The sequence below is a fragment of the Pantoea sp. JGM49 genome (assembly GCF_018257655.1).
Taxonomy (GTDB): domain Bacteria; phylum Pseudomonadota; class Gammaproteobacteria; order Enterobacterales; family Enterobacteriaceae; genus Pantoea; species Pantoea communis.
This window is the reverse complement of the sequence record NZ_JAERJM010000009.1, coordinates 186,996-207,563: the sequence shown is the minus strand read 5'-3', so window position 1 is coordinate 207,563 and position 20,568 is coordinate 186,996. Positions and strand designations below refer to the sequence as shown.

General features: G+C 56.3%; 21 protein-coding genes. 14 read left to right on the top strand and 7 right to left on the bottom strand.

The annotated features are described in order from the left end of the window. The first annotated feature begins 1 nt into the window (after nucleotide 1). The 3 genes from pxpB to JK231_RS16880 are packed head-to-tail and all read left to right on the top strand — an operon-like array spanning nucleotide 2 to nucleotide 2,487. The gene (gene pxpB, locus JK231_RS16890) at nucleotides 2-712 is read left to right on the top strand and encodes a 5-oxoprolinase subunit PxpB (RefSeq protein ID WP_160834329.1); all 711 of its coding nucleotides are present in this window, start codon (nucleotides 2-4) and stop codon (nucleotides 710-712) included. Next, complete coding sequence (locus JK231_RS16885; protein WP_160834330.1) at nucleotides 709-1,695, top strand: biotin-dependent carboxyltransferase family protein; 987 nt, start codon at nucleotides 709-711, stop codon at nucleotides 1,693-1,695. The genes pxpB and JK231_RS16885 overlap by 4 nt, the downstream gene beginning before the upstream one ends. Nucleotides 1,696-1,716: 21 nt before the next feature. Next, nucleotides 1,717-2,487, top strand: coding sequence for a 5-oxoprolinase subunit PxpA (locus JK231_RS16880; RefSeq protein WP_211729105.1), 771 nt, complete (start codon nucleotides 1,717-1,719; stop codon nucleotides 2,485-2,487). A 64-nt stretch (nucleotides 2,488-2,551) separates the two neighbouring features. Here the strand turns inward: JK231_RS16880 and JK231_RS16875 are convergent, their stop codons facing one another. Beyond that, nucleotides 2,552-3,754, bottom strand: coding sequence for a pyridoxal phosphate-dependent aminotransferase (locus JK231_RS16875; RefSeq protein WP_034826708.1), 1,203 nt, complete (start codon nucleotides 3,752-3,754; stop codon nucleotides 2,552-2,554). 456 nt (nucleotides 3,755-4,210) lie between these two features. Between JK231_RS16875 and nac the strand changes: the two genes are divergently transcribed. From nac to JK231_RS16845, 6 genes are all read left to right on the top strand, one after another. Then, nucleotides 4,211-5,134, top strand: coding sequence for a nitrogen assimilation transcriptional regulator NAC (gene nac, locus JK231_RS16870; RefSeq protein ID WP_034826712.1), 924 nt, complete (start codon nucleotides 4,211-4,213; stop codon nucleotides 5,132-5,134). A gap of 114 nt (nucleotides 5,135-5,248) precedes the next feature. Next, on the top strand, nucleotides 5,249-5,665 hold the full coding sequence (locus tag JK231_RS16865) for an acetyl-CoA carboxylase biotin carboxyl carrier protein subunit (RefSeq protein WP_211729104.1): 417 nt from the start codon (nucleotides 5,249-5,251) through the stop codon (nucleotides 5,663-5,665). Between the two features lie 131 nt (nucleotides 5,666-5,796). Further along, nucleotides 5,797-6,549 (top strand): SDR family oxidoreductase, encoded by a 753-nt coding sequence (locus tag JK231_RS16860; protein ID WP_160868463.1) that lies wholly within the window; start codon nucleotides 5,797-5,799, stop codon nucleotides 6,547-6,549. 22 nt (nucleotides 6,550-6,571) lie between these two features. After that, nucleotides 6,572-7,267 carry an amino acid ABC transporter permease gene (locus JK231_RS16855; RefSeq protein ID WP_058961854.1) on the top strand — a complete coding sequence of 232 codons (696 nt, stop codon included), beginning with the start codon at nucleotides 6,572-6,574 and terminating at the stop codon, nucleotides 7,265-7,267. Between the two features lie 5 nt (nucleotides 7,268-7,272). Next, entirely contained in the window at nucleotides 7,273-8,028 is a 756-nt protein-coding gene (locus JK231_RS16850; RefSeq protein WP_034826721.1) for an amino acid ABC transporter permease, read from the top strand. A gap of 9 nt (nucleotides 8,029-8,037) precedes the next feature. Continuing rightward, nucleotides 8,038-8,775, top strand: coding sequence for an amino acid ABC transporter ATP-binding protein (locus JK231_RS16845; RefSeq protein ID WP_045816006.1), 738 nt, complete (start codon nucleotides 8,038-8,040; stop codon nucleotides 8,773-8,775). 49 nt (nucleotides 8,776-8,824) lie between these two features. On the opposite strand, the gene JK231_RS16840 is transcribed toward JK231_RS16845, so the two are convergent. The 3 genes from JK231_RS16840 to JK231_RS16830 form a co-directional block, all read right to left on the bottom strand. Next, entirely contained in the window at nucleotides 8,825-9,994 is a 1,170-nt protein-coding gene (locus tag JK231_RS16840; protein ID WP_211729103.1) for a Gfo/Idh/MocA family oxidoreductase, read from the bottom strand. A gap of 10 nt (nucleotides 9,995-10,004) precedes the next feature. Then, nucleotides 10,005-10,928, bottom strand: coding sequence for a TIM barrel protein (locus JK231_RS16835; RefSeq protein WP_211729102.1), 924 nt, complete (start codon nucleotides 10,926-10,928; stop codon nucleotides 10,005-10,007). 254 nt (nucleotides 10,929-11,182) lie between these two features. Continuing rightward, the gene (locus JK231_RS16830; protein WP_097119002.1) at nucleotides 11,183-12,208 is read right to left on the bottom strand and encodes a LacI family DNA-binding transcriptional regulator; all 1,026 of its coding nucleotides are present in this window, start codon (nucleotides 12,206-12,208) and stop codon (nucleotides 11,183-11,185) included. A gap of 332 nt (nucleotides 12,209-12,540) precedes the next feature. Between JK231_RS16830 and JK231_RS16825 the strand changes: the two genes are divergently transcribed. After that, the gene (locus JK231_RS16825; protein ID WP_211729101.1) at nucleotides 12,541-13,578 is read left to right on the top strand and encodes a Gfo/Idh/MocA family oxidoreductase; all 1,038 of its coding nucleotides are present in this window, start codon (nucleotides 12,541-12,543) and stop codon (nucleotides 13,576-13,578) included. Between the two features lie 16 nt (nucleotides 13,579-13,594). Next, nucleotides 13,595-14,476 carry a sugar phosphate isomerase/epimerase gene (locus tag JK231_RS16820; protein ID WP_034827178.1) on the top strand — a complete coding sequence of 294 codons (882 nt, stop codon included), beginning with the start codon at nucleotides 13,595-13,597 and terminating at the stop codon, nucleotides 14,474-14,476. A gap of 35 nt (nucleotides 14,477-14,511) precedes the next feature. Here the strand turns inward: JK231_RS16820 and JK231_RS16815 are convergent, their stop codons facing one another. Continuing rightward, nucleotides 14,512-15,522: a Gfo/Idh/MocA family oxidoreductase gene (locus JK231_RS16815; protein WP_211729100.1), complete on the bottom strand. Its 1,011-nt coding sequence runs from the start codon at nucleotides 15,520-15,522 to the stop codon at nucleotides 14,512-14,514. Between the two features lie 100 nt (nucleotides 15,523-15,622). On the opposite strand from JK231_RS16815, the gene JK231_RS16810 reads away from it, so the two are divergent. From JK231_RS16810 to JK231_RS16800, 3 genes are all read left to right on the top strand, one after another. Further along, a complete protein-coding gene (locus JK231_RS16810; RefSeq protein WP_211729099.1) occupies nucleotides 15,623-16,642 on the top strand; it encodes a LacI family DNA-binding transcriptional regulator in 1,020 nt (339 codons plus the stop codon). A 102-nt stretch (nucleotides 16,643-16,744) separates the two neighbouring features. After that, complete coding sequence (gene yghU / locus JK231_RS16805; RefSeq protein ID WP_038643540.1) at nucleotides 16,745-17,626, top strand: glutathione-dependent disulfide-bond oxidoreductase; 882 nt, start codon at nucleotides 16,745-16,747, stop codon at nucleotides 17,624-17,626. Further along, the gene (locus tag JK231_RS16800) at nucleotides 17,626-17,916 is read left to right on the top strand and encodes a DUF1330 domain-containing protein (RefSeq protein ID WP_034826742.1); all 291 of its coding nucleotides are present in this window, start codon (nucleotides 17,626-17,628) and stop codon (nucleotides 17,914-17,916) included. The genes yghU and JK231_RS16800 overlap by 1 nt, the downstream gene beginning before the upstream one ends. 73 nt (nucleotides 17,917-17,989) lie before the next feature. Here the strand turns inward: JK231_RS16800 and JK231_RS16795 are convergent, their stop codons facing one another. Continuing rightward, complete coding sequence (locus JK231_RS16795; protein ID WP_211729098.1) at nucleotides 17,990-19,441, bottom strand: methyl-accepting chemotaxis protein; 1,452 nt, start codon at nucleotides 19,439-19,441, stop codon at nucleotides 17,990-17,992. A gap of 207 nt (nucleotides 19,442-19,648) precedes the next feature. Further along, nucleotides 19,649-20,563 (bottom strand): substrate-binding domain-containing protein, encoded by a 915-nt coding sequence (locus JK231_RS16790; RefSeq protein ID WP_034826747.1) that lies wholly within the window; start codon nucleotides 20,561-20,563, stop codon nucleotides 19,649-19,651. Nucleotides 20,564-20,568: the final 5 nt, after the last annotated feature.

Genomic DNA, 20,568 nt, shown 5'->3' with positions numbered 1-20,568 from the left:
CATGCCCGTGATGTCGCACTCTGATATCCAGCCCGCCAGCGCACCCGCGCTGGCTTGTTCCTCTGCGATCGCCCTTTCCACCATTGGCGCCCGTGCGTGGCTGGTGGAAGCACCGGGTGGATTTGATCTTTCCGCCCAGCGACGCATCTGGTCATTAGCGCGTTTGCTGCAGTCGGATGCGGCGGTTGAAGCCTTGATCCCCGGCGTCACTAATCTGCTGGTGCTGTTCCGACACATCCCCGAGGACGAAGCCGCCGTTCGTGCTTCGCTGCATGCCGCCTGGGATCAGGCACAGGCGATTAGCCCTCAGGGCAAACTGATTGAAATCCCGGTCTATTACGGCGGCGAGCACGCCACCGATCTGGATGCGGTTTGTCGTCACACCGGGTTCAGCGCACGCGAAGTGGTGCACCGTCACCATCAAAGCGAATACACCGTGTTTGCTCTTGGCAGCGCGCCGGGATTTGGTTACTTGCATGGGCTCGATCCGCAATTAGCCACGCCACGCAAGAAAGTCCCCTCGCTCAGCATGTTGAAAGGCACCGTTACCATTGGCGGCGCCCAGGCCGGTGTTTCAGCGCTGACCGGCCCCAACGGCTGGAACGCCATCGGTTTTGCCGAGCTGGAAGTGTTTGATCCAATGGCAGAATCCCCCGCGCTAATGGCACCGGGCGATCGTATCCGTTTTCTGCCGCAGAGGATTGAACTGTGATCGAAATTGAACAGAGCGGCGCCCTGAACACGGTTCAGGATCTGGGGCGTTTCAACTTCCGCCATATGGGCGTCTCGGTGAGTGGTGTGATGGATCCGCTGGCACTGCGCGCCGGAAATCTGCTGCTCGGCAATGAAGAAAATGCCGCCGCCATTGAAGTTCAGCTGTTCCCATTTCGTGTGCGTTTTTTGCAGGACAGCAGCATTGCGGTAACAGGTGCGGATTGTCGCGCCACTTTAGACGGTGCGCCGTTGCCGCCCTGGTGGGGCTGCGGCGTGCGTGCCGGACAGGTGCTGGAAATGCGTTACCCGCGCAGTGGCGCACGCGGTTATCTCTGTATAGCAGGCGGCATTGATGTGCCAATGGTGCTGGGTTCGCGCAGCACGGCACTTCGTGGTGGCTTTGGTGGCCTGGAAGGCCGCCCGCTGCAGCGTGGCGATCGGTTGGCGCTGGGTGAAACACAGGCATCCCCGTTGCCCAGCAGCGGTATTGGCATTGAGCCGCCCGACAGCGCCCTGCGTGCACATTTCCCGCGTAACAGCGCAGGTGAGATTCAGCTGCGCGCCATTCCATCCGGCGAATATCCCTTGTTTGCTGCCGATGCCGGTCGCTTCTGGCAGCAATCATGGCAGGTCTCCAATCAAAGCAATCGCACCGGATATCGACTGGCGGGCGATCCGATTTTCCCGTCAAAAACCATTGAGATGCGTTCTTACGGGTTGATTCCCGGCATTGTGCAGGTGCCGCCTGGCGGCGAGCCGATCATTCAGCTCAGCGATGCCAACACGGCGGGCGGTTATCCCAAGATCGCCGGGGTGATTGAGCAGGATCTGTGGCGTTTAGGACAGGTATTACCCGGCCAATCGATCCAGCTGATCCAGAGCGATACGCGTGAGGCGATCGCCATTGATCAGGAAGTCACACGCTGGCTGAGCCGCTTACGTGTGAGCTGCCCACCGCTGCGTAAAGCGTTAACCGCATAATTTTCCGAAGGAACCCAAACCATGAAGATTGATGTGAACTCCGATATGGGCGAAGGCTTCGGCGTTTATCAACTGTGCGATGACGCCGCGCTGATGAAAGTGGTCTCCTCAGCTAATATCGCCTGCGGATTCCACGCCGGCGATCCGGCGATCATGACCCGAATGGTGCGACTGGCGAAAGAGAATCGTGTCGGCATTGGTGCGCATCCTGGCTTGCCCGATCGCCAGGGCTTTGGTCGTCGCGAGCTGCCGTTCAGTGCCGAAGAGATCTGCCAGCAGGTCGCTTATCAACTCGGCGCGCTGACAGCGATTGCTCAGGCAGAAGGCACGAAGGTGTCGCACTTCAGCTTCCACGCTGCGATGGGCAATATCGTCAATCGCGACGAGGCATTAGCGCAGCAGGTCATGACGCTCGTCGCCCGTATCAATGCGGATCTGATTGTGTTCGCACAACCCGATACCATCATTGAGCGAGCGGCACAGGCAGCGGGCCTGAAAACCCTGACGCTGTTCCTCGCCGACCGCGCTTACGATGCACAGGGCCGTTTAGTGCCGCGTGGCATTGCCGGCTCGGTGATCAAAGAGGAAGCGGCGCTGCGTGCCCGCGTGCGGCAGTTCCTGCAGCATGGCACCGTCACCACCTTCGAAGGGGAAGTGATAGCCGTGCGTGCCCGGTCGATCCTGGTGCACAGCGATACGCCAGGCTCACTGGCCCTCGCCACCATCGTACGCAGTGAAATCGAAGCCAGCGGCCATCAGGTGGCGCCGGCGGCAGAGGTGCTTGCTCAATAAGTTTTTTTGAATCGCCCAAATAAAAATGGCTGCCCCATCGGCAGCCATTTTTTTCGCCTTTCGTTTAACGGCAGCCAGCGCAGAATGCCGCAATACGATCGCAGCCCGTCTCTAAGCGCTCCATGCTGGTGGCGTAGGACAAGCGGAAGTACGGGCTCATGCCATAAGCCGCACCCTGCACCGTCACCACATGCTGCTCTTCAATCAGCGCCAGCACAAAATCGGCATCGTTGCTGATGAAGCGTCCACCGGCACTGGTCTTGCCGATCAGCCCTTCAATGTTCACAAACAGATAAAATGCGCCTTCTGGCTTATGGCAGCGCAGGCCATCAATCGAGGTCAGACGCTCCAGCACGTAATCACGACGTTCACGGTAAATGCGTGCGCGCTCCTGCAACAGATCTTGTGGACCTTCCAGCACCGCCACCGCTGCCGCCTGCGTCAGGGTACAGACGCCGCCGCTGTTCTGGGTGTTCACATTGCTCATGGCTTTAATTAATGGCGCAGGACCACCGCAAAAGCCCAGACGCCAGCCTGTCATCGAATAGGCTTTCGATACGCCGTTCACCGTCAGTACACGGTCATACAGGCGCGGTTCAACCTGCGCCAGGGTATAGAAACGCACATCGTCATAGATCAGATGTTCATAGATATCATCCGTCATAATCCACACCTGTGGATGGCGCAGCAGCACGTCACCCAGCGCCTGCAACTCGGCTTTGCTAGCCACCGAACCGGTTGGGTTGCTCGGATAGTTCAGCAGCAGCCATTTGGTCTTGTCAGTGATCGCCGCATCCAGATCCGCTGGCAGTGGTTTAAAGCCATTCTCCTGCGCACACGGCAGCGGCACCGGAACACCACCGGCAAATTTCACGATATCGGCATAGCTGATCCATGACGGCGTGGGGATCACCACTTCGTCGCCCGGATTGATGGTCGCCAGGATGGCGTTAAAGATGATCTGCTTAGCGCCACCGGCCGTCAGAATCTGGCTGACGTCATACTCCAGTTGGTTATCCCGTTTGAATTTCAGCTGGATAGCTTTGCGCAGCGCAGGCGTACCGTCGGTCGGTGGATAGCGCGTGTCGCCCGCGCGTGCAGCGGCGTAGGCGGCTTCAATCGCATGTTCCGGCGTGGGGAAATCCGGTTCGCCGGTAGAAAGTGCTACCACATCAACGCCCTGCGCCGCGAGATCGCGCGCTTTTTGGGTCATGGCAACGGAGGCGGAAACGGTCACATTCTTTAAACGATCGGCTATCTCGGGCATGTTCAATCCTGGGTTCGGGGGATGTCAGTTTTCCCTGAGCATAGGATTAGGGCCGAAGCCACGGATAATAGTGCTTTGTTGTGGTGATATAACACAAAGCGATGACTGGACCGACTGCACACTTCTGCCATAAAGGCGGCAGATTGACTCAGAATTGCGCGACAGGTCACGCCCGCACGCCTGACGGGATGTTAATAAAGTGTTACTTTCTTTCCCAGATTACATCCCGAACCCACGATTTTCCTTGCCCGTCACTGGCAATGCTGATGGGTCAACTGCACTCATTCGGTGCAGCGCTGCATTTTTCAACACCCGCCATGCCGGCGGCTCACTAGCTCAGCACCAGCCTCAGGAGGCCCGGTAGCCGTACCCTCCTGTCTGAGTTCAATAACGAAAGCTTATCCTGGCATCAACTTTGCTTGATGAGCATATGCGTTCTGTTTGAGGGAAGTGTCCATGAATCTTCGTCGCCTGAAGTACTTTGTTAAAATTGTTGACGTCGGAAGCCTGACGCAAGCTGCCGATATCCTGCATATAGCCCAACCCGCGTTGAGCCAGCAGCTGGCTACGCTGGAAGGTGAAGTCAATCAACAGCTGTTGATTCGCACCAAACGCGGTGTCACGCCTACTGAAGCCGGGAAAACACTCTATTCCCATGCACAGTCCATTTTGCGCCAGTGCGAACAGGCGCAAAGTGCGATTGATCTGGTCGGCGCTGCGCTGAGTGGCAGCGTTTCCGTCGGGCTGGCACCGGGCACAGCGGCGCAAAACCTGGCGCTACCGCTGATGATGGAAGTGCAGCAGCAGCATCCTGGCATCGTGCTCTATTTTAACGAGAACTTCGGCACCACCCTGAGCGAGCTGATCATGAACGGGCGTATGGATATGGCGGTGATTTACGATCATCGCACCATCCATGGCCTGCGCTTCATGCCGCTGATGAAAGAAGATCTGTGCTTCGTTTGCCCGTTCAGCCTGGCAAAACCGGTGAAAGAGATCCCGCTGTCACAGGTCGCGCAATATGATCTGTTCCTGCCACGTATCTATAACATCATGCGCAAAGTGCTGGATGACGCCTTCGTGCAGAACAATCTGCAGTACCGCGTGAAGTGCGAAATTGAGTCGCAAACCACCCTGAATGCGGCGTTGAGTGCCGGTCTGGGCACCACCATCATGCCGGAATCCGCCGCACGCGCGATGCTGAAAAACGGGGATACCTGGATGGCGAAGATCATCGAGCCGGATGTGCAGGCTTCGCTGTCGTTCTGCATGTCAGATCATCTGCCGCTGTCCCAGCCTGCTGAAGCAGTGAAATCCATTTTGCTGTCGCTAATGTCGCGCCGCAACGTGGAGAATCATCCACTGACCCTGGTGGGATAAGACCCGCTTATCACCGCAAAGCGAAACCCTCTTACTGCCCGTCTGACGAACGCGCTAGATTGATTCGGTCTGTTGCCCGCTTCGGCGGGCGTGTTTCGCTTTGACGGGAACCCCATGGAAAAAACTGCGATACCGCTGCCGACGCTGCGTGCGTTGGCGCGCAAGATGCAACGATCCGGCCTTAACAGCCTGGCGTTAGAGGGCAAACAGTGGTCGGTGCGTCTGACGTTTGACCCGCCCTCCTTCTCATCCCCAACGGAGATCCCGACGCAAGCGTGCCCGCCCGTGACGCATCGCATTGGCGCGCCCCTGCCCGGCACACTGCTGCGTCGCCACCCACACAGCCAGCAAGATTTTGTCCAGCCTGGACAGCAGGTAGAACCTCAGGATCTGCTGGCGATGGTGCAGGTCGGCCTCCTGTACGTGCCGGTGCTCAGTCCCTGCAAAGGGCGGGTGCAGCCATTCCCCTCTTCAACGCGATCTGCGGTTGAATATGATGAAGAAATTCTTATTCTTCAATCAGATAATTAATCATTAATCCGGTTATAAGGGGCTCTTATCGCCTCACAGTTTTTATGTCTTATGCCCTTGCGGCATAACTGCATAAAGTCAAAAAAGACCCATTACGCCGGACACACACCTGGCGAGACGAGGAAACACAAATGCCATTCTCAGATTACAAAACCGCGCTGGTGACCGGCGCATCGGCTGGTATGGGCGAAGCGATTGTTGAGCGCCTGTGCAAAGAAGGGATCACCGTGCACGCGGTGGCACGTCGTAAAGAGCAACTGGCCGCGCTGGCCGATCGCACTGGCTGCATCCCGCATGCCGTGGATGTCAGTGACGTCAATGCGCTGACCGCGCTGTGCAAAGACCTGGAAATCGATATCCTGGTCAACAATGCAGGTCTCTCTCATCCTGGTTCGATTCTTGATGCCGACGAAAACGTGGTAGAAACCCAGGTCGATGTCAATCTGCGTGCCGTGCTGCACCTGTGCCGCTTGCTGGTGCCGGGCATGATGGCGCGTGACCGTGGCCACGTGTTCAACATCACCTCGATTGCCGCCATCTACAACTTCAACGGCAACTCGGTGTATCACGCCACCAAAGCCGGGGTGCATGCCCTGTCACGCCAGCTGCGCGTTGACTGCTATGGCAAACGTGTGCGCATCACCGAAATCTGCCCAGGCCGCGTCGCCACTGATATTTTCGGCAACGTTTCAGGCGATCACGATGAGGCGCGTCGCCGCTTTATCGATGGGTTCGAACTGCCGCAGGCCAAAGATATTGCCGACTGCGTGGCCTTTGCGCTGTCTGCGCCAGTCGCCGTCAACATCGGCAACATCGAAATTACCCCGACGCTGCAGGTGCCGGGCGGTCTTTCCACTATGCGACCGGGCGACCGCACCGCGTAAAACCGTACAATGAGGTAACTGTATGGCACTTGATTTCAGCAGTGTGATAACCGGCCATTACGGCCAGATGATCGTTGACGGAACGGTGGTCACCCTTGAACTGGCATTGGGTGCCTGGCTGCTGGCGATGGTTCTCGCCCTGCTATTGGTGGTGGTCCGCCTGACGGAGAATCGTCTTGCCGTTGGGCTGGTTAAGGCGTATGTCTCCTATCACCGCAATGTGCCCACGCTGATTCAGTTGATGATGTGGTACTTCGCGATCCCCACCCTGCTGCCGGAATCGCTGCAGATGATGATCGTTGACTACAACGCCGAGTTTTTATTTTCTCTTATCGCGCTCGGGCTGTGTCAGGCCGCTTACTTCTCTGAAGATATCCGTAGCGGCCTGCGGGCCATTCCAGACGGACAGAATGAGGCCGCCCGCGCGCTTGGCATGAGCTATGTCCGCGCCATGCACTCGGTGATTTTGCCGCAGGGTGTGCGCAATGCGCTGCCATCCGTGGTCAATCACACCGTGCTGCTGTTCAAAAACACCAGTCTGGCAATGGTGATTGGCGTGGCAGACCTCACCTATGTGACGCGTGATATCGAGAATCAAACCTTCCGTACCTTCGAATCCTACTTAGTGGCAACCGTGGGTTACCTGTTCTTCTCCCTGCTGCTGATGGGCTTGGGCGCGCTGCTGGCCCGCCGCTTCCAGCGCGTTTACGCGAGGTAATGGCGATGTTTGAGATCTTCACCATTTTGCATGACAACGGCATGCTGCTGTTAATGGGCCAGTATCCTAACGGTCCGCTGGGCGGCGTACTCTGTACGCTTTTGATCTCCGTGCTGGCAGTATTGCTGGCCTTCCCCATCGGTGTGTTGCTCGGCCTGGCGCGTCTGTCGCCGTGGCGCTGGCTGAGCTGGCCCGCCACCTGTTGGGTGTATCTGCTGCGCGGCATTCCGCTGATGATGGTGGTGTTCTGGACCTACTTCTGCGTCCCGTTGCTGATTGGCCACAACATCAGCGGCTTCGCCACCATGCTGTGTACGCTGGTGATTTACGAAAGCGCCTACATCGCTGAGATCGTGCGTGGCGGCATTCAGGCACTGCCGCACGGCCAGTATGAAGCGTCACGCGCGCTGGGTATGAGCCACCTGAAAACCCTGCGTTTAGTGATTCTGCCGCAGGCGCTGTTTAACACTTTGCCGAGCCTGGTGAGCCAGCTGGTTTCGATCATCAAAGACTCCACGCTCGGCTACGTGATTAACGTGCCGGAGCTGACCTTTGCCGCTAATCAGGTCAGCAATCAACTGCTGACCAAACCGTTCCAGGTGTTCGCCATTGTGGCGCTGAGCTACTACATCATCTGCTTCAGCCTCACCTGGCTGGCTAACAAACTTGAAGCGCATATTGCGCAGAAACGTCGCCAACCGCCGCAGGCGAATCCCAGCGTAGCGCCCGCGGTGATGCTGACTAAAACCTCTTCGCAATAAGGAACCACTATGAGCCCGATGATCATGTTTAACCAGGTCAACAAATGGTACGGCGCGTATCAGGCGCTGACTGACCTGAGCGCCGAAATCAATACCGGTGAAGTGGTGGTGGTGTGCGGTCCTTCCGGGTCGGGGAAATCTACCTTGATCCGCACCGTTAATCGCCTGGAACCGATTGATAATGGCCAGATCGTGTTTGATGGCACCGACATTCACGGCAGCAGTACACGCCTCAACCATCTACGCACCCGCATTGGATTTGTGTTTCAGAGCTTCAACCTGTTCCCCCACGTCTCGGTGGCAGAGAACATCATGATGTCACCCATGAAAGTATTGGGCGTGAAGCGTGCCGAAGCGCGTAAACAAGCGGGTGAGTTGCTGGAGCGCGTTGGCTTATCACACAAAGCAGACGCCTATCCGGCGCAGTTGTCTGGCGGCCAGCAGCAGCGCGTGGCGATTGCACGTGCGCTGGCAATGAAGCCGCCGGTGATGCTGTTTGATGAACCGACCTCGGCACTCGATCCTGAAATGGTCGGTGAAGTGTTATCGGTGATGCGCAGCCTGGCGCAGGAAGGGATGACGATGATGTGCGTGACGCACGAGATGAATTTCGCGCGTGAAGTGGCGGACACCATCTGGTTTATGGATCAGGGGCAAATTCTGGAAAAATCGACGCCAGAGAAGTTCTTCACCCAACCGCAGCACCCACGTGCCCAGCGCTTCCTGAGCGATTTGCGTTCGCATTGATGCATCCCGGTCGGCAGAGCCGCCGACCGGTTTGTTGACTTCATCTCAATCAGCAATCCACCCACACCGCACCGGCATCCGCTGACTTCACGCACTGCTCTACCCAACGCACGCCCATCAATCCGGCATGCACATCGGGATACCAGAAGTCAGCCAGAAACGCCTCATCACCGCGATCGGTGGCATCCATCGCCAGCGCAAAACGGCGATAGAGATTTGACCAGGCTTCAAACAGCCCTTCCGGATGGCCGCCGCCGATACGGTCATCAGCCAGCGCACTTTTGTGCAGATAGCCCATACCACGCTCCAGAATCTGCAGCGGCTCACCCTGCACTTCATAGCGCAATTGGTTCGGCTGCTCATCCCACCACTCCAGACTGGCCTTCTCACCAATCACCCGCACTTTCTGGCCGTGCATCGAGCCACAGTTCACTGCCGAGGCCCACATGGTGCCGACGGCACCGTTGTCGTACTCCATCATCACAAAGGCGTTATCTTCCAGCGGCGCACGGGTTTTCACGAAGCTCTGGCGGCTGCACAACAGACGTTTCACCTGCAGTTTCGGCACTATGGTTTCGGCGATAAACAGCGGGTGCGTCGCCAGATCGCCCAGCACATAGCTGGGGCCAACAAAGCGTGGATCAACGCGCCACCTGGTACTTTCGTTTTGCAGTTCGACCGCTTCGTTATGGAAGCCGTGCGCGAACTGCATATTAATAATGCGGATCTCACCCAGCAGCCCTTCCGCGATCATCTCGCGCGCCTGTTGGATCAGCTGATGGCCGGCATAACCGTAAGTCACACCGATGATCTTTTTCTTCTCGGCGCAGAGTCTTTCCAGCTCGTCCGCTTCTTCCGTGGTGAAGCAAAGAGGCTTCTCACACACCACATGCAGACCGGCATTGAGTGCCGCACGGCAAATGATGAAGTGGGTATTGTTCGGCGTGGCAATCGAAACGGCTTCGATGCCGTCTGCACGCGCCGCTTCCGCCGCAAACATCGTTTCATAATCCGGATAGCAGCGATTTGCGTCGACGCCCAGTGATACGCCAAACGCACGACCGCGTTCGGCGTTAAAATCAAATGCGCCCGCCTGCAACACAAAGTTGCCATCACGCAGTGCCGATGAACGATGGATGTAGCCAATCTGACTGGTACCGCCGCCGCCCACCATGCCCCAGCGCAGTGAACGATCCAGAGCTTTAATGCCGTTAATCATGATGATCTCCTCAGAATCCGACCGATTGCAGGTAGTGAAGGCTGGCAGTGACGTCGCGCAGGCTAGTGTCGGCGTTGCGCGGATCGCGCTCCTGCTCGATGGTGATCCAGCCCTGATAGTTGCGCTCAGCGAGAAACGCGCGCACTGCCGGATAATTAATCGCGCCTTTGCCAATCGGGCACATCACCCCTTCGGCGCAGGCGGCAAAGAAGTCCACGCCACGCGCAATCACATCGCGCCAGACTGCGTCATTCACATCTTTAAAATGCAGGTAATCGATGCGATCCCAGTAACGGCTCAGATAAGGGATCGGATCCATACCGGAGTAGTAGAGATGCCCGGTGTCGAGACACAAACCGGCTACCTCGTGTGGAATGTCCTGCACAAGTTGCTCCAGCTCGTCGGCGAACTCAATACAGCCGCCCGCATGCGGATGGATCACCGCGCGCACGCCATACTCATCCCAGGCAATCTGGCTCAGGGTGGTGATGTGCTGCATCATGCGCTGCCACTCTTCACTGGAGAGGCGCGGCGCTTTATCTAACTGCCCGGCAAATCTGGCACGCTCAGGGTTACCGAAATCGATAATCACCAGGTAAGGTGCGGGCAGATTATCCGCGTGGGTTTTCTCGGCAGTAGGAACCTGCGACAGGTTGCGACAGATGTTGTGTGTCAGTTCAACCATCGCCGGGAAATTGGCTTCGCTGACCAGATCGTCAAAGATCGTGCCCGCCACCAGTGAAAGCTGATGGGCTTCCAGCTGGTGACGCAGTTCAGCGGCATCGGTCGGCAGATAGGTCCACGGACCCAGCTCAATGCTTTTGTATCCGGCCTGAGCGGCTTCCGACAGGACTTTCTGCCAGGGCGGCAGGAAAGGGTTTTTAGGATCGTCGACACCCCAGCTGCAGGGCGCATTAGCAATGTGAATCGTCATGATCGTTCCTTGCGGTGTTGGATAGCGCAAGTATCAAATAAAAATTTCACCCACAGCAATCATGAAACATTCATTTTTTGATAGCGATCATGTTATTTTTTATCATTAAAATGATAAATAATCTATCAAATTCATAGCTGGCGCCACTTTCAGGCCAACCACTCAAGTACTGCCAACGCATTCCCGGTCAGCCAGCCGGAGAGCGAATCAGGCTGACGCTTCTCATCGCGTCGCCAGATTTCGGTGCTTAGAGGCTAAAGATTCTCACGCGTGATGATCTCAAACGGCAGCGTGACCTGAGAGAAATGCTCCCCTGATTCGACAGTTTGTTGAGTCGTGCGGACAAATTGCCGCACCATTTCCTCAATTTCATGGCGAATCATCACGGTGATTGTGCCGTCAATCAGTGCCAGTTCGCCCTCTTTCACCGGGCCGTGACAGATTAACGCCACCTTGCGCTGCGGCTGCTGGCGTAACGCATGAATCACGCCTTCAATACCGCCACAGGGCGCGTAGATTAAGGCGAGATCGGCATGCTCTTCCAGCAACTGACGCGTGGCGTGATAGCCGCCATCAATCGACTCATGGGTTTTCAGCGGCTCTAATACGCGTCGGGTGCTGTCCTGCTCGCGCAGATAGGAGCGGAAGCTGATTTCGCAGCTCTCCTGACAGGTAAAACGATGGTCGCCCACCAGCACGCCCACCGATCCCGGCTGATGCAGCAAATGCGAGGCCACCCAACCGGCAGTGCGTCCGGCTTTCTGATTATCCAACCCGAAATACCCCGCATGTCCGCAGGGCGAGAAGTTGGAGAACAGGGCGTAAACCCGCACGCCCTGGCGTGATATCTGCTCGATGGCATGGCGGATCAGTGGGTGATCCAGCGCGACTAAGCCAATCACATCCACCTCTTGCGCCAGCTTGTGCAGTGAGGCCACCACAGCTGCCACATCATCAATGTCATGCCAGTAAAACCGTGGCTCACTGCCCGCAGGATGCAACGGTTGCGTCTGTTGTCTGAGGGCATCTGTCAGCGAGTGATAGAACGAATACGATTTTGATAGCAGCACAAAACCCATGCGCAGCGTCACGTGCGCGGACTGCGACTCAGCGCTGACAGGCATAACCGGCGCCATGCGATAACCCAGTCGGTTGGCAGCTTCTAACACCTTCTGCTCGGTGGCCGCTCGAACCGGAGCCCGCCGATTCAGTACCCGATCCACCGTGGCGACGCCAACGCCAGCCGCATTGGCGATAGCGTTCATGGTGATTTTGCTCATCAACAGATTCCAGTTTGATAGTAAGTTATCAAAATAATGCCCGAAATGGACCGGGAGTGCGAAGACATTGCGGAGTAAATCGTCATCAAATCTCAATATTTGATAGAGAATCTCTCAGTAATTTGATCGTTATCGCAAAAATGAAATGATTCATTTCATTAAATTACCTACCGGAATAAATGTTTGATATTTTCCTGTTCGAGGACAGAGGTGAGGGCTGATGGATTTGCATCAGTAAATCCATAGAGGCGGCGGTCGCGCCTTTCTATAGTGAAAGCGATCTGCCTTATCGGCTCCCGGCACATGAACGACTCAATAATAACGGAGATGATATGTTCCCTCAGACCCTACCTGCACCTCGCCGTCCCCTTGAAAACCAGATCCCCGCGCTGCGCTGGGGCATTGTTGGACCCGGCTGGATCGCCGACCACTTTGCCAATGCGTTGCGTCATCATACTCAGCAACAGCTGGTGGCCGTATCGTCACGCAGTCTGGCGAAAGCACAAGCTTTTGCCAGCAAATGGGATATCCCGCACGCCGTTGAAGGCCTTGACGCACTGCTGAGCCGCCAGGACATTGATGTGGTGTATATAGCCACACCGCACAATCATCACTTTCCTGATGGGCTGCGCACGCTGCAAGCGGGCAAGCATGTGCTGATTGAAAAGCCGCTGGCGCTCAATGCACAGCAGGCGTTGCAGTTACAGCAGGAAGCGCACAAACAACAACGCTTGTGCGTAGAAGCGATGTGGAGTGATTATGCGCCGAAATACGATGTGATCCGTCAATTGCTGGCCGATGGCGCGTTAGGAGATGTTCATACATTGATCGCCGATCATGGTGAATATTTCACCCAGGATCACCGCATTTTCAATCTCGATCTGGCGGGCGGGCCGATGCTGGATCTCGGCAGCTATTTGATCGGCTTCAGCGTGCTGGTCGGCGGCGCACCCGACAGCATTGTGGCGCAAGGCCAGCCTGCACCTGGCGGTGTGAATGGGCAAACATCAATGCTGCTGACCCACGGCAACGGCATGCACTCAGTGCTCAACACCACGCTGTTCAGCAACACACCGGGCACTGCCGTGATCGCCGGTCGTGATGCCACGCTTTATCTGGACGGCCAGTTCTATGCGCCGGGCAATTTCCGTCTCACTTCCAGCGATGGCCGCCATACGCTGCGCTGGGAAGAACCGACTAATCGCTATATTCAGCTCTGTCATGAAATCGAACATACCGCCTGGTGTATCCACCAGGGGCTGCTTGATTCGCCTGTCCGTCCGCTGGCCACCTCACTGGCCACGCTGCACGCCATGGATGAAGTCAGGAAGCAGATCGGTGTGGTGTTTAATGAAGAGCGCACCGCTTAACGATCAGGAGAACAATATGAAAATCGCTTTTGATGTAGATGTCATCAGAGAAATGGGCATCACGCGCATGGTGCATCAGGTGGCCGAATGGGGTTACAAGTACATCGAACAATCGCCCCATCCACAGATCAATCCGTTTTATAAACACCCGAAAGCCAGCAGGGAAATCATGCGCGAATACAAAAATGCGCTGAATGCCACTGGCGTGGAAATCTCATCGTTTATCACGGTTTATCGCTGGTCAGGCCCGGACGAGTTGCGTCGTCAGGCGGCGGTGAAGAACTGGAAACGCATGATCGAGATCGCCGTCGAGATGGGCGTGCAGGTGATCAATACCGAACTCTCAGGCAATCCGAACGAGCCGGAGATTTGTGAAGAGATGTTCTATCGCTCGATGGATGAGTTATTACCGATTATCGAACGTGAAGGTATCCGCGTCGAAATTCAGGCACATCCGTGGGATTTCTGCGAACAAAGCAACGAAACGGCGGATATCGTGAAATCGTTCCGCAGCGACAACGTTAAATACATCTACAGCGCGCCTCATACCTTCTATTACGACAAAGGCGTGGGTGATGTGAAAAACATGCTGCACTACGCGGGCGACGATCTGTCGCATATGCTGATTGCCGATACCATGAACCACACCAAGCACTGCCGCTATATCGTCAACCCCCCGGGTGTCGACGCCACCATCCACCAGCACGTGGCGGTGGGTGAAGGGGAAGTGAACTTCGATGCGCTGTTTGAAGCGCTGCGCGAGATGGATTTCGCCAACCGCACCTATAAAGTCGGGGGAGAGTCGATTATCTCGGCGGCGCTGTTTGGCTATCCTGAGAAGATGAAATATCAAGCGGTGGAAACACGTGAATTAATTGAGCGTGAGCTGCTGAAATAAAGTTGAAGGCGCGGCCAGTGTGCCGCGCCCTGCCATCAAATGGCTACCCACTCCACTTCTGTAAATTCACCTCGCGTCAGCGATAACTGTGCCGCCTCGGCAATCGCCTGCGCGCGCAGACCGTCGATCAATCCCGGCAGCCCTTCGATTTTCTCTCCGCCGATGTGGCGTACAAACGCATCCAGATGGGTGTAGTAGGTCTCTTTCACCCGACTAAACCAGTCTGCATACAAGCCAGGCTGAGTGATGCATTTGCCCTGATAAAGGGTGGCACCCCGCGCTGACTGGCTCTCTGAAGCCAGCATCCCTTCACTGCCCATCACGCTGATGCGTTCGTCGTAGCCGTAAGCCGTGCGGCGCGTGTTATCCAATTGCGCCAGCGCGCCCTGCTGCATGCGCATGATCAGCACCGAAGTATCGACATCAAAATCACGGATCTCCGGCATCGCCAGTGCGGCACCGAGTGCGCCAACGGTGCTGACTTCATCTTCTGTCAGCCAGCGCAGCAGATCAAAAAAGTGGATCGCCTGATCGCGCATTTGGCCGCCAGAAGCTTGCAGATAACTGATCGGCGGTAATTCTGACGCGCGGCACACCATCTGAATCAGCTCGGTACGGCCAATCAGCCCCTGTTTCAGCTGGGATTTAAGTTGCTGATGACTCTGGTCGAAACGACGGTTAAAGCCGACGGTAACGGGAACCTGCACCGGAGTGATTTTTTCCACGACTTCCCGCGCGCGCTGCAACGACAGGTCGATCGGTTTCTCGCAGTACACCGCTTTGCCCGCCAGCACCGCCTGCTCCAGCAGTTCGGCATGGGTTGGCGTAGCGCTGGCGATCAGCACCGCGTCGATCCCATCACTGCTCAGCGCCTGCTGCACGCTGGCCGCTTTTGCGCCATAGCGCTGTGCCACCGCTTCGGCACGCGACGCATCGATATCACACACCAGCGCCAGCTCAACGCCGGGATGCGCTGCCAGGTTGGCAGCGTGCACCTGGCCGATAAATCCACTGCCAATCAAGGCAAAACGTTGCGGAGTCCGCATTTTAACGCTCCTTTTGTTCACACTTCGGAATAGCCGATGTTGTCAAAATAGCGCTTTCTGGCAGGCTAGCTGAACGCGGTTTTTGATGGAATTACCTCAGATGAAAGCACTGACGCTGGCGGAGCTGGCAAAGCAAGTAGGCGTGGGCGTGGCCACGGTCGATCGGGTACTCAACGATCGCGGTGGTGTGTCTCCGGCGATGACAAAAAAAATTCTGCAGGCGGCGCGGGATGCGGGTTTGAAGCGTATTTTGCCAGAGGAGCATCGCCATAGCTGGCAGATCGAAGTGCTGCTCAGCGGCAACGGCTCGTTCTTCTTCCAACAGCTGGCACAGGACTTTGCCCGACTGGCTGATGAGCTGGGCTATCGTCGACTGCGCCTGCATCGCACGCTGATCCCGGAAAACGCCCCCGAGAAACTGGCCGCACACATTGCTGCCAGCAGTAAAAAGATGGATGCGCTGATCGTTTTCGCCCACGAGAATACGCTGATTTATGATGCCTTAGCGGCGTGTCAGGCACGCGGCGTGCCGGTGATCACCATGGTCACGGACCTGCCCAATGCAGCGCGCTTGTGTCACGTCGGCATCGATCAATACAAAGCCGGACGCACCGCCGGATTGATGCTGGGCAGTATGATCAAAGCACCGGGCGATGTGGTGCTGGTGAGTGGTCGCGCCGACTATTCGGCGCATCGTCAGCGCATTGAAGGTTTTCAAACCGTGCTGGCGGAGCGTTTTCCGCAGCTCAGGTTACGGGAAGTTTTGGCCGGGCAGGATGAACGCGATCGCATTAGCCGCCTGCTGGAGAAAACCCTGGCCGGATCGCAAAATATCGTCGGACTCTACAACACCGGCCTCGGCAATACGCAGATTCACGAAGCGCTGGCGCGCCATCGACTCGGCGGCAAAGTGGTGTACGTGACGCATGAACTTTATGCCACCACGCGCCAGCTTTTTGAGAAGCGCGTGCTGACGCTAACACTCGATCAAAACACCCTGCGCCATGCTCAGCTGGCGCTGACCTTATTGCTAAAACATCTCGAAGAGGGTGAACAGCCTGACACCTACCAGTCCGGCAAAGTCGACTTTATGCTGTTTACGCAAGAGAACTTCGCATAATCACACTTTGCATCTCACCGCCAGCGCGGTTAAATCGCCTTCATCTGTCGCTGCTACACTCAGTAGCAGCAAAAAACGCAATCACAACAAGGCGAAATCATTATGTCGGAAAATCAGTATCAGCCCGCGAAAGTCTGGACCTGGGACCCGGAAGCCAAAGGTAACGGCGCAAAAACCAACCGTCCGTTCGCCGGGCCGACGCATGAGAAGACCCTGCCGGTGGGCAAACATCCGCTGCAGCTCTATTCACTGGGGACGCCAAACGGCCAGAAGGTCACCATCCTGCTGGAAGAGTTGCTGGCCGTCGGGGCAAAAGAAGCCGAATACGATGCCTGGCTGATTCGCATCGGTGATGGCGATCAGTTCTCCAGCGGTTTCGTTGACGTGAACCCGAACTCCAAAATTCCGGCACTGAGTGACCACTCAGTCACGCCACCGCTGCGCGTGTTCGAATCAGGCAACATTCTGCTGTATCTGGCCGAGAAATTTGGTCACTTCATCCCGGCGGATATTGCAGGCCGCACCGAAACCCTGAACTGGTTGTTCTGGCTGCAGGGCTCTGCGCCTTACCTTGGCGGCGGCTATGGTCACTTCTATTTCTACGCACCAGAAAAAATCGAGTATGCCGTCAACCGCTTCACGCTGGAAGCCAAGCGTCAGCTGGATGTGCTGGATCGTCAGCTCGCCAATAACCGTTTCCTCGCCGGTGAGGAATACACCATCGCCGATATCGCCACCTGGCCGTGGTACGGCAACCTGGTGCTGAACAACATCTATGGCGGCGGCGAGTTCCTTGATGTGCAGTCGTACAAAAACGTGGTGCGCTGGGCTAAAGAGATCGCTGAGCGTCCAGCGGTGATTCGGGGTCGCAAAGTGAATAAGGCATTTGGTGCCGAACCACAGGATCAACTGCTGGAACGCCACGATGCCTCTGATTTCGATACCAACACCGAAGACAAACGTCAGGCGCGAGGAGAGCAGTAATGGCCGCTTATGTGGTGATGATTAAAGACGAAACGCTGGATAAAGATGAGCTGGCGACCTACGCGCAGAAAGCCGGTGAGGCACGCGGCGATCATCAGATCACGCCGCTGGCATTTTATGGCGATCTTGAAGTGCTGGAAGGCCGTGAGGCGGAAGGCGTAGTGGTGCTGGAATTTGCGGATATTGATGCAGCAAAAGCCTGGTACCACAGCCCGGCGTATCAGGAAGCGAAAGCCCATCGGGTCAAAGGCGCGAACTATCGCGTGTTACTGGTCAAGGGTGTGGCTTAATCTGCCAACAGGGGCGCACTTCAATCGGTGCGCCCTGCCAGCCAGAGAGGTCGAGATTTGCTCGTCTCGCCGATCAATCCAGTCTGAATAGCGCAATCGCCTGCTGCAACCGATTCGCCTGCTGTTGCTGCTGATGCGCCACTTGCAAGGTTTCCGCCACGTGCTGAACGTTGTGATGCACGCTGTGATCGATGCTGTTGATGCTCTGCTGAATCTGCTCGATGCTCAAATTCTGCTGTTCACTCATCTCAGACAACTCGGTGACCAGCTGTGACAATCCGCTGATGCTGCTGTGAATATCACGCATGGTCTGTGCAGCATGTTCAATCTGCACGGTGCCATGTTCGGTGCTCAGGCTGCTGGCATCCATCAGTTGGCGAATTTCGCGCGCAGCATTCTCGCTGCGCATCGCCAGATTGCGCACTTCGCTTGCCACCACGGCAAAACCACGCCCCTGACTGCCGGCGCGCGCCGCTTCTACTGAAGCATTCAGAGAAAGAATATTGGTCTGGAAAGCGATGCCGTCGATCAATGCTAAAATCACTTTCACCCGCTGTGACTCTTGGCTGATTTTCGCCATTGAGCTCATCGCCGACTGTATATTTTCCTCTCCGTGCGTGGCCACCGCACGTGCATCCCGCGCGAGTTCGCTTGCACTCTGTGCTTTGTCACGCGTTAAGCTGGCAGCAATGCTGATTTCCGTCATCGCACTGGCCGCGACTTCCAGTGCCTGCGCCTGTTCATCGGTGCGGGTCGACAGTTCAGCGTTGCGTTGCAATATACTTTCAGACTCCGTCAACAAGGCGCTCACGCCGAGACTCACCTGATGAAGCGTGCCATGCATGGTGCCCAACGTGGTACTGAAGGTGCGGGCGAACGGGCTTTCACTCTGCTGGCTATCCGCATTCAGCGTCAGATACCCGGCCTGCTGATTGATCCGTGAGGCTAGCTCCGCGACTTCACTCGCGGAACGTGCATCGGCGGCCATCTGACGCGCAATCACCAGCAAGATGGCGGTCTGCGCCACCACAAACAGGGCATGAAACACCACCATGTCCCAGCCCGGATGATGGAACACCACCACGCCGAAAAGATCGTTTTCCTGCAGATAATTAAACAGAATGTGATGCGTGGCCGCTGCCGCCGCGCCCATGATCAGTGGACGGATGTCGCGCCACGCCAGCAGCACCGACATCAACACAAATACCGAGAAGTGATATTCGGTTTCACCACCGCCGAGTTGAATCAGTAAACCTGCCCAGCCGATCAACAGGGCTGAGAGCACCAACCTTGAAGTCAGCGTGCCGCGCAGGACGGTGCCAAAGAAGGTCGACAGCAGTGCCAACGCAAGGCCAGCAATCAGCGCTACGGTTAAACTGTCATTCATCCACCCAACGCCGAGTGCAATCGGCCACAATCCCCAGTTGAGGATCACCGCAAGGCTATCTGCGCGCTGTGCAATACGTCGCAGCGAAACCATCTCCACCGGCGCGGCATCCGGGCCTGACAAGGGCGTTGCGATCATGGCAATTTTCCACACCAGAGGTTGATTAAGATGCCCAAACGTCAGGGCAAAGTGCTCAGACTGAGTGGTGAAATTATCGGCGCGTTAATGGGAAAGTTTAGGACCGTGAATAATTGAAAGAGAAGGATGTGAGCAGGTTCACTTGAATGCGATGATTTCCCGGGCAGCACAGGCGCAACGTCGTGCGCCTGTGCCATGACGCTCAACTTACTTTGCAGCAAACTGCGCGTAGTTTTCCGGAGTGATGGTCTGATACGGCACCCAGTTGTACTCCTGCACTTTCTGTTTATCCAGCAGTGCCTTCGTCACCTGTACTGCACCGGTTGCCTGACCTTTAGCGTCCTGGAAAATGGTCAGTGTCATCTTGCCGTTCTTCACAAACTGCTGTCCATCAGGCGTGCCATCGATTCCCGCGACCAGAATTTTTTCATTTTTCGCCTGACTGAGCGCCATGATGGCACCAATCGCCATTTCATCATTGTTAGCGGCAATCGCATCGATCGGACGCTGGTTCAGCAACCAACTCGATACCACATCCACGGCTTCATTGCGCTGCCACTTGGCGGTCTGCTTCTCAATCACCTTCATGTCTTTATATTTGGCGATCACCGCTTCGACAGCGCGGGTGCGCTCGCGCGCCTCTTCATTGGACAGTGCGCCCATCAGAATCGCCACATTACCTTTGTAATTCATCTTCTTCGCTAACGCTTCCATCTGCATTTCCCCGCCCAATGCAGAGTCAGAACCCACATAAGCCATGTCGCCCGGCAGTTTCACTTCTGGCTTACGATTGACGAAAATCAGCGGGATATTGGCGTTTTTCGCGGCGGTGATCATCGGCAACACGCCCTGCGTATCGACGGGATTAAGGATGATGGCGTCCACGCCCTGGTTAATAAAATCATCAACCTGCTGTACTTGCAGTGCCACATCTCCTTTGGCATCCACGAACTGGCCGTTGAGCTGATTGGCTTTTAGCTCTGCCTGCATCTGCGTACGCAGAATCGAGACAAAGTTAAGGTCGAAGTTGGCCAGCGCAACGCCGACGGTGAAGGTTTTCGCACTGACGCTCAAACTCAGCAGCAGCGAGCACAGACAAAGCACGATGTTTCGGATGTTCATGAGGT

Excerpts from the sequence above, each read along its gene's own strand:
- pxpB (WP_160834329.1), top strand. The coding sequence starts at position 2 with ATGCCCGTGATGTCGCACTCTGATATCCAGCCCGCCAGCGCACCCGCG.
- JK231_RS16880 (WP_211729105.1), top strand. The coding sequence starts at position 1,717 with ATGAAGATTGATGTGAACTCCGATATGGGCGAAGGCTTCGGCGTTTAT.
- JK231_RS16875 (WP_034826708.1), bottom strand. The coding sequence starts at position 3,754 with ATGCCCGAGATAGCCGATCGTTTAAAGAATGTGACCGTTTCCGCCTCC.
- nac (WP_034826712.1), top strand. The coding sequence starts at position 4,211 with ATGAATCTTCGTCGCCTGAAGTACTTTGTTAAAATTGTTGACGTCGGA.
- JK231_RS16865 (WP_211729104.1), top strand. The coding sequence starts at position 5,249 with ATGGAAAAAACTGCGATACCGCTGCCGACGCTGCGTGCGTTGGCGCGC.
- JK231_RS16860 (WP_160868463.1), top strand. The coding sequence starts at position 5,797 with ATGCCATTCTCAGATTACAAAACCGCGCTGGTGACCGGCGCATCGGCT.
- JK231_RS16855 (WP_058961854.1), top strand. The coding sequence starts at position 6,572 with ATGGCACTTGATTTCAGCAGTGTGATAACCGGCCATTACGGCCAGATG.
- JK231_RS16850 (WP_034826721.1), top strand. The coding sequence starts at position 7,273 with ATGTTTGAGATCTTCACCATTTTGCATGACAACGGCATGCTGCTGTTA.
- JK231_RS16845 (WP_045816006.1), top strand. The coding sequence starts at position 8,038 with ATGAGCCCGATGATCATGTTTAACCAGGTCAACAAATGGTACGGCGCG.
- JK231_RS16840 (WP_211729103.1), bottom strand. The coding sequence starts at position 9,994 with ATGATTAACGGCATTAAAGCTCTGGATCGTTCACTGCGCTGGGGCATG.
- JK231_RS16835 (WP_211729102.1), bottom strand. The coding sequence starts at position 10,928 with ATGACGATTCACATTGCTAATGCGCCCTGCAGCTGGGGTGTCGACGAT.
- JK231_RS16830 (WP_097119002.1), bottom strand. The coding sequence starts at position 12,208 with ATGAGCAAAATCACCATGAACGCTATCGCCAATGCGGCTGGCGTTGGC.
- JK231_RS16825 (WP_211729101.1), top strand. The coding sequence starts at position 12,541 with ATGTTCCCTCAGACCCTACCTGCACCTCGCCGTCCCCTTGAAAACCAG.
- JK231_RS16820 (WP_034827178.1), top strand. The coding sequence starts at position 13,595 with ATGAAAATCGCTTTTGATGTAGATGTCATCAGAGAAATGGGCATCACG.
- JK231_RS16815 (WP_211729100.1), bottom strand. The coding sequence starts at position 15,522 with ATGCGGACTCCGCAACGTTTTGCCTTGATTGGCAGTGGATTTATCGGC.
- JK231_RS16810 (WP_211729099.1), top strand. The coding sequence starts at position 15,623 with ATGAAAGCACTGACGCTGGCGGAGCTGGCAAAGCAAGTAGGCGTGGGC.
- yghU (WP_038643540.1), top strand. The coding sequence starts at position 16,745 with ATGTCGGAAAATCAGTATCAGCCCGCGAAAGTCTGGACCTGGGACCCG.
- JK231_RS16800 (WP_034826742.1), top strand. The coding sequence starts at position 17,626 with ATGGCCGCTTATGTGGTGATGATTAAAGACGAAACGCTGGATAAAGAT.
- JK231_RS16795 (WP_211729098.1), bottom strand. The coding sequence starts at position 19,441 with ATGATCGCAACGCCCTTGTCAGGCCCGGATGCCGCGCCGGTGGAGATG.
- JK231_RS16790 (WP_034826747.1), bottom strand. The coding sequence starts at position 20,563 with ATGAACATCCGAAACATCGTGCTTTGTCTGTGCTCGCTGCTGCTGAGT.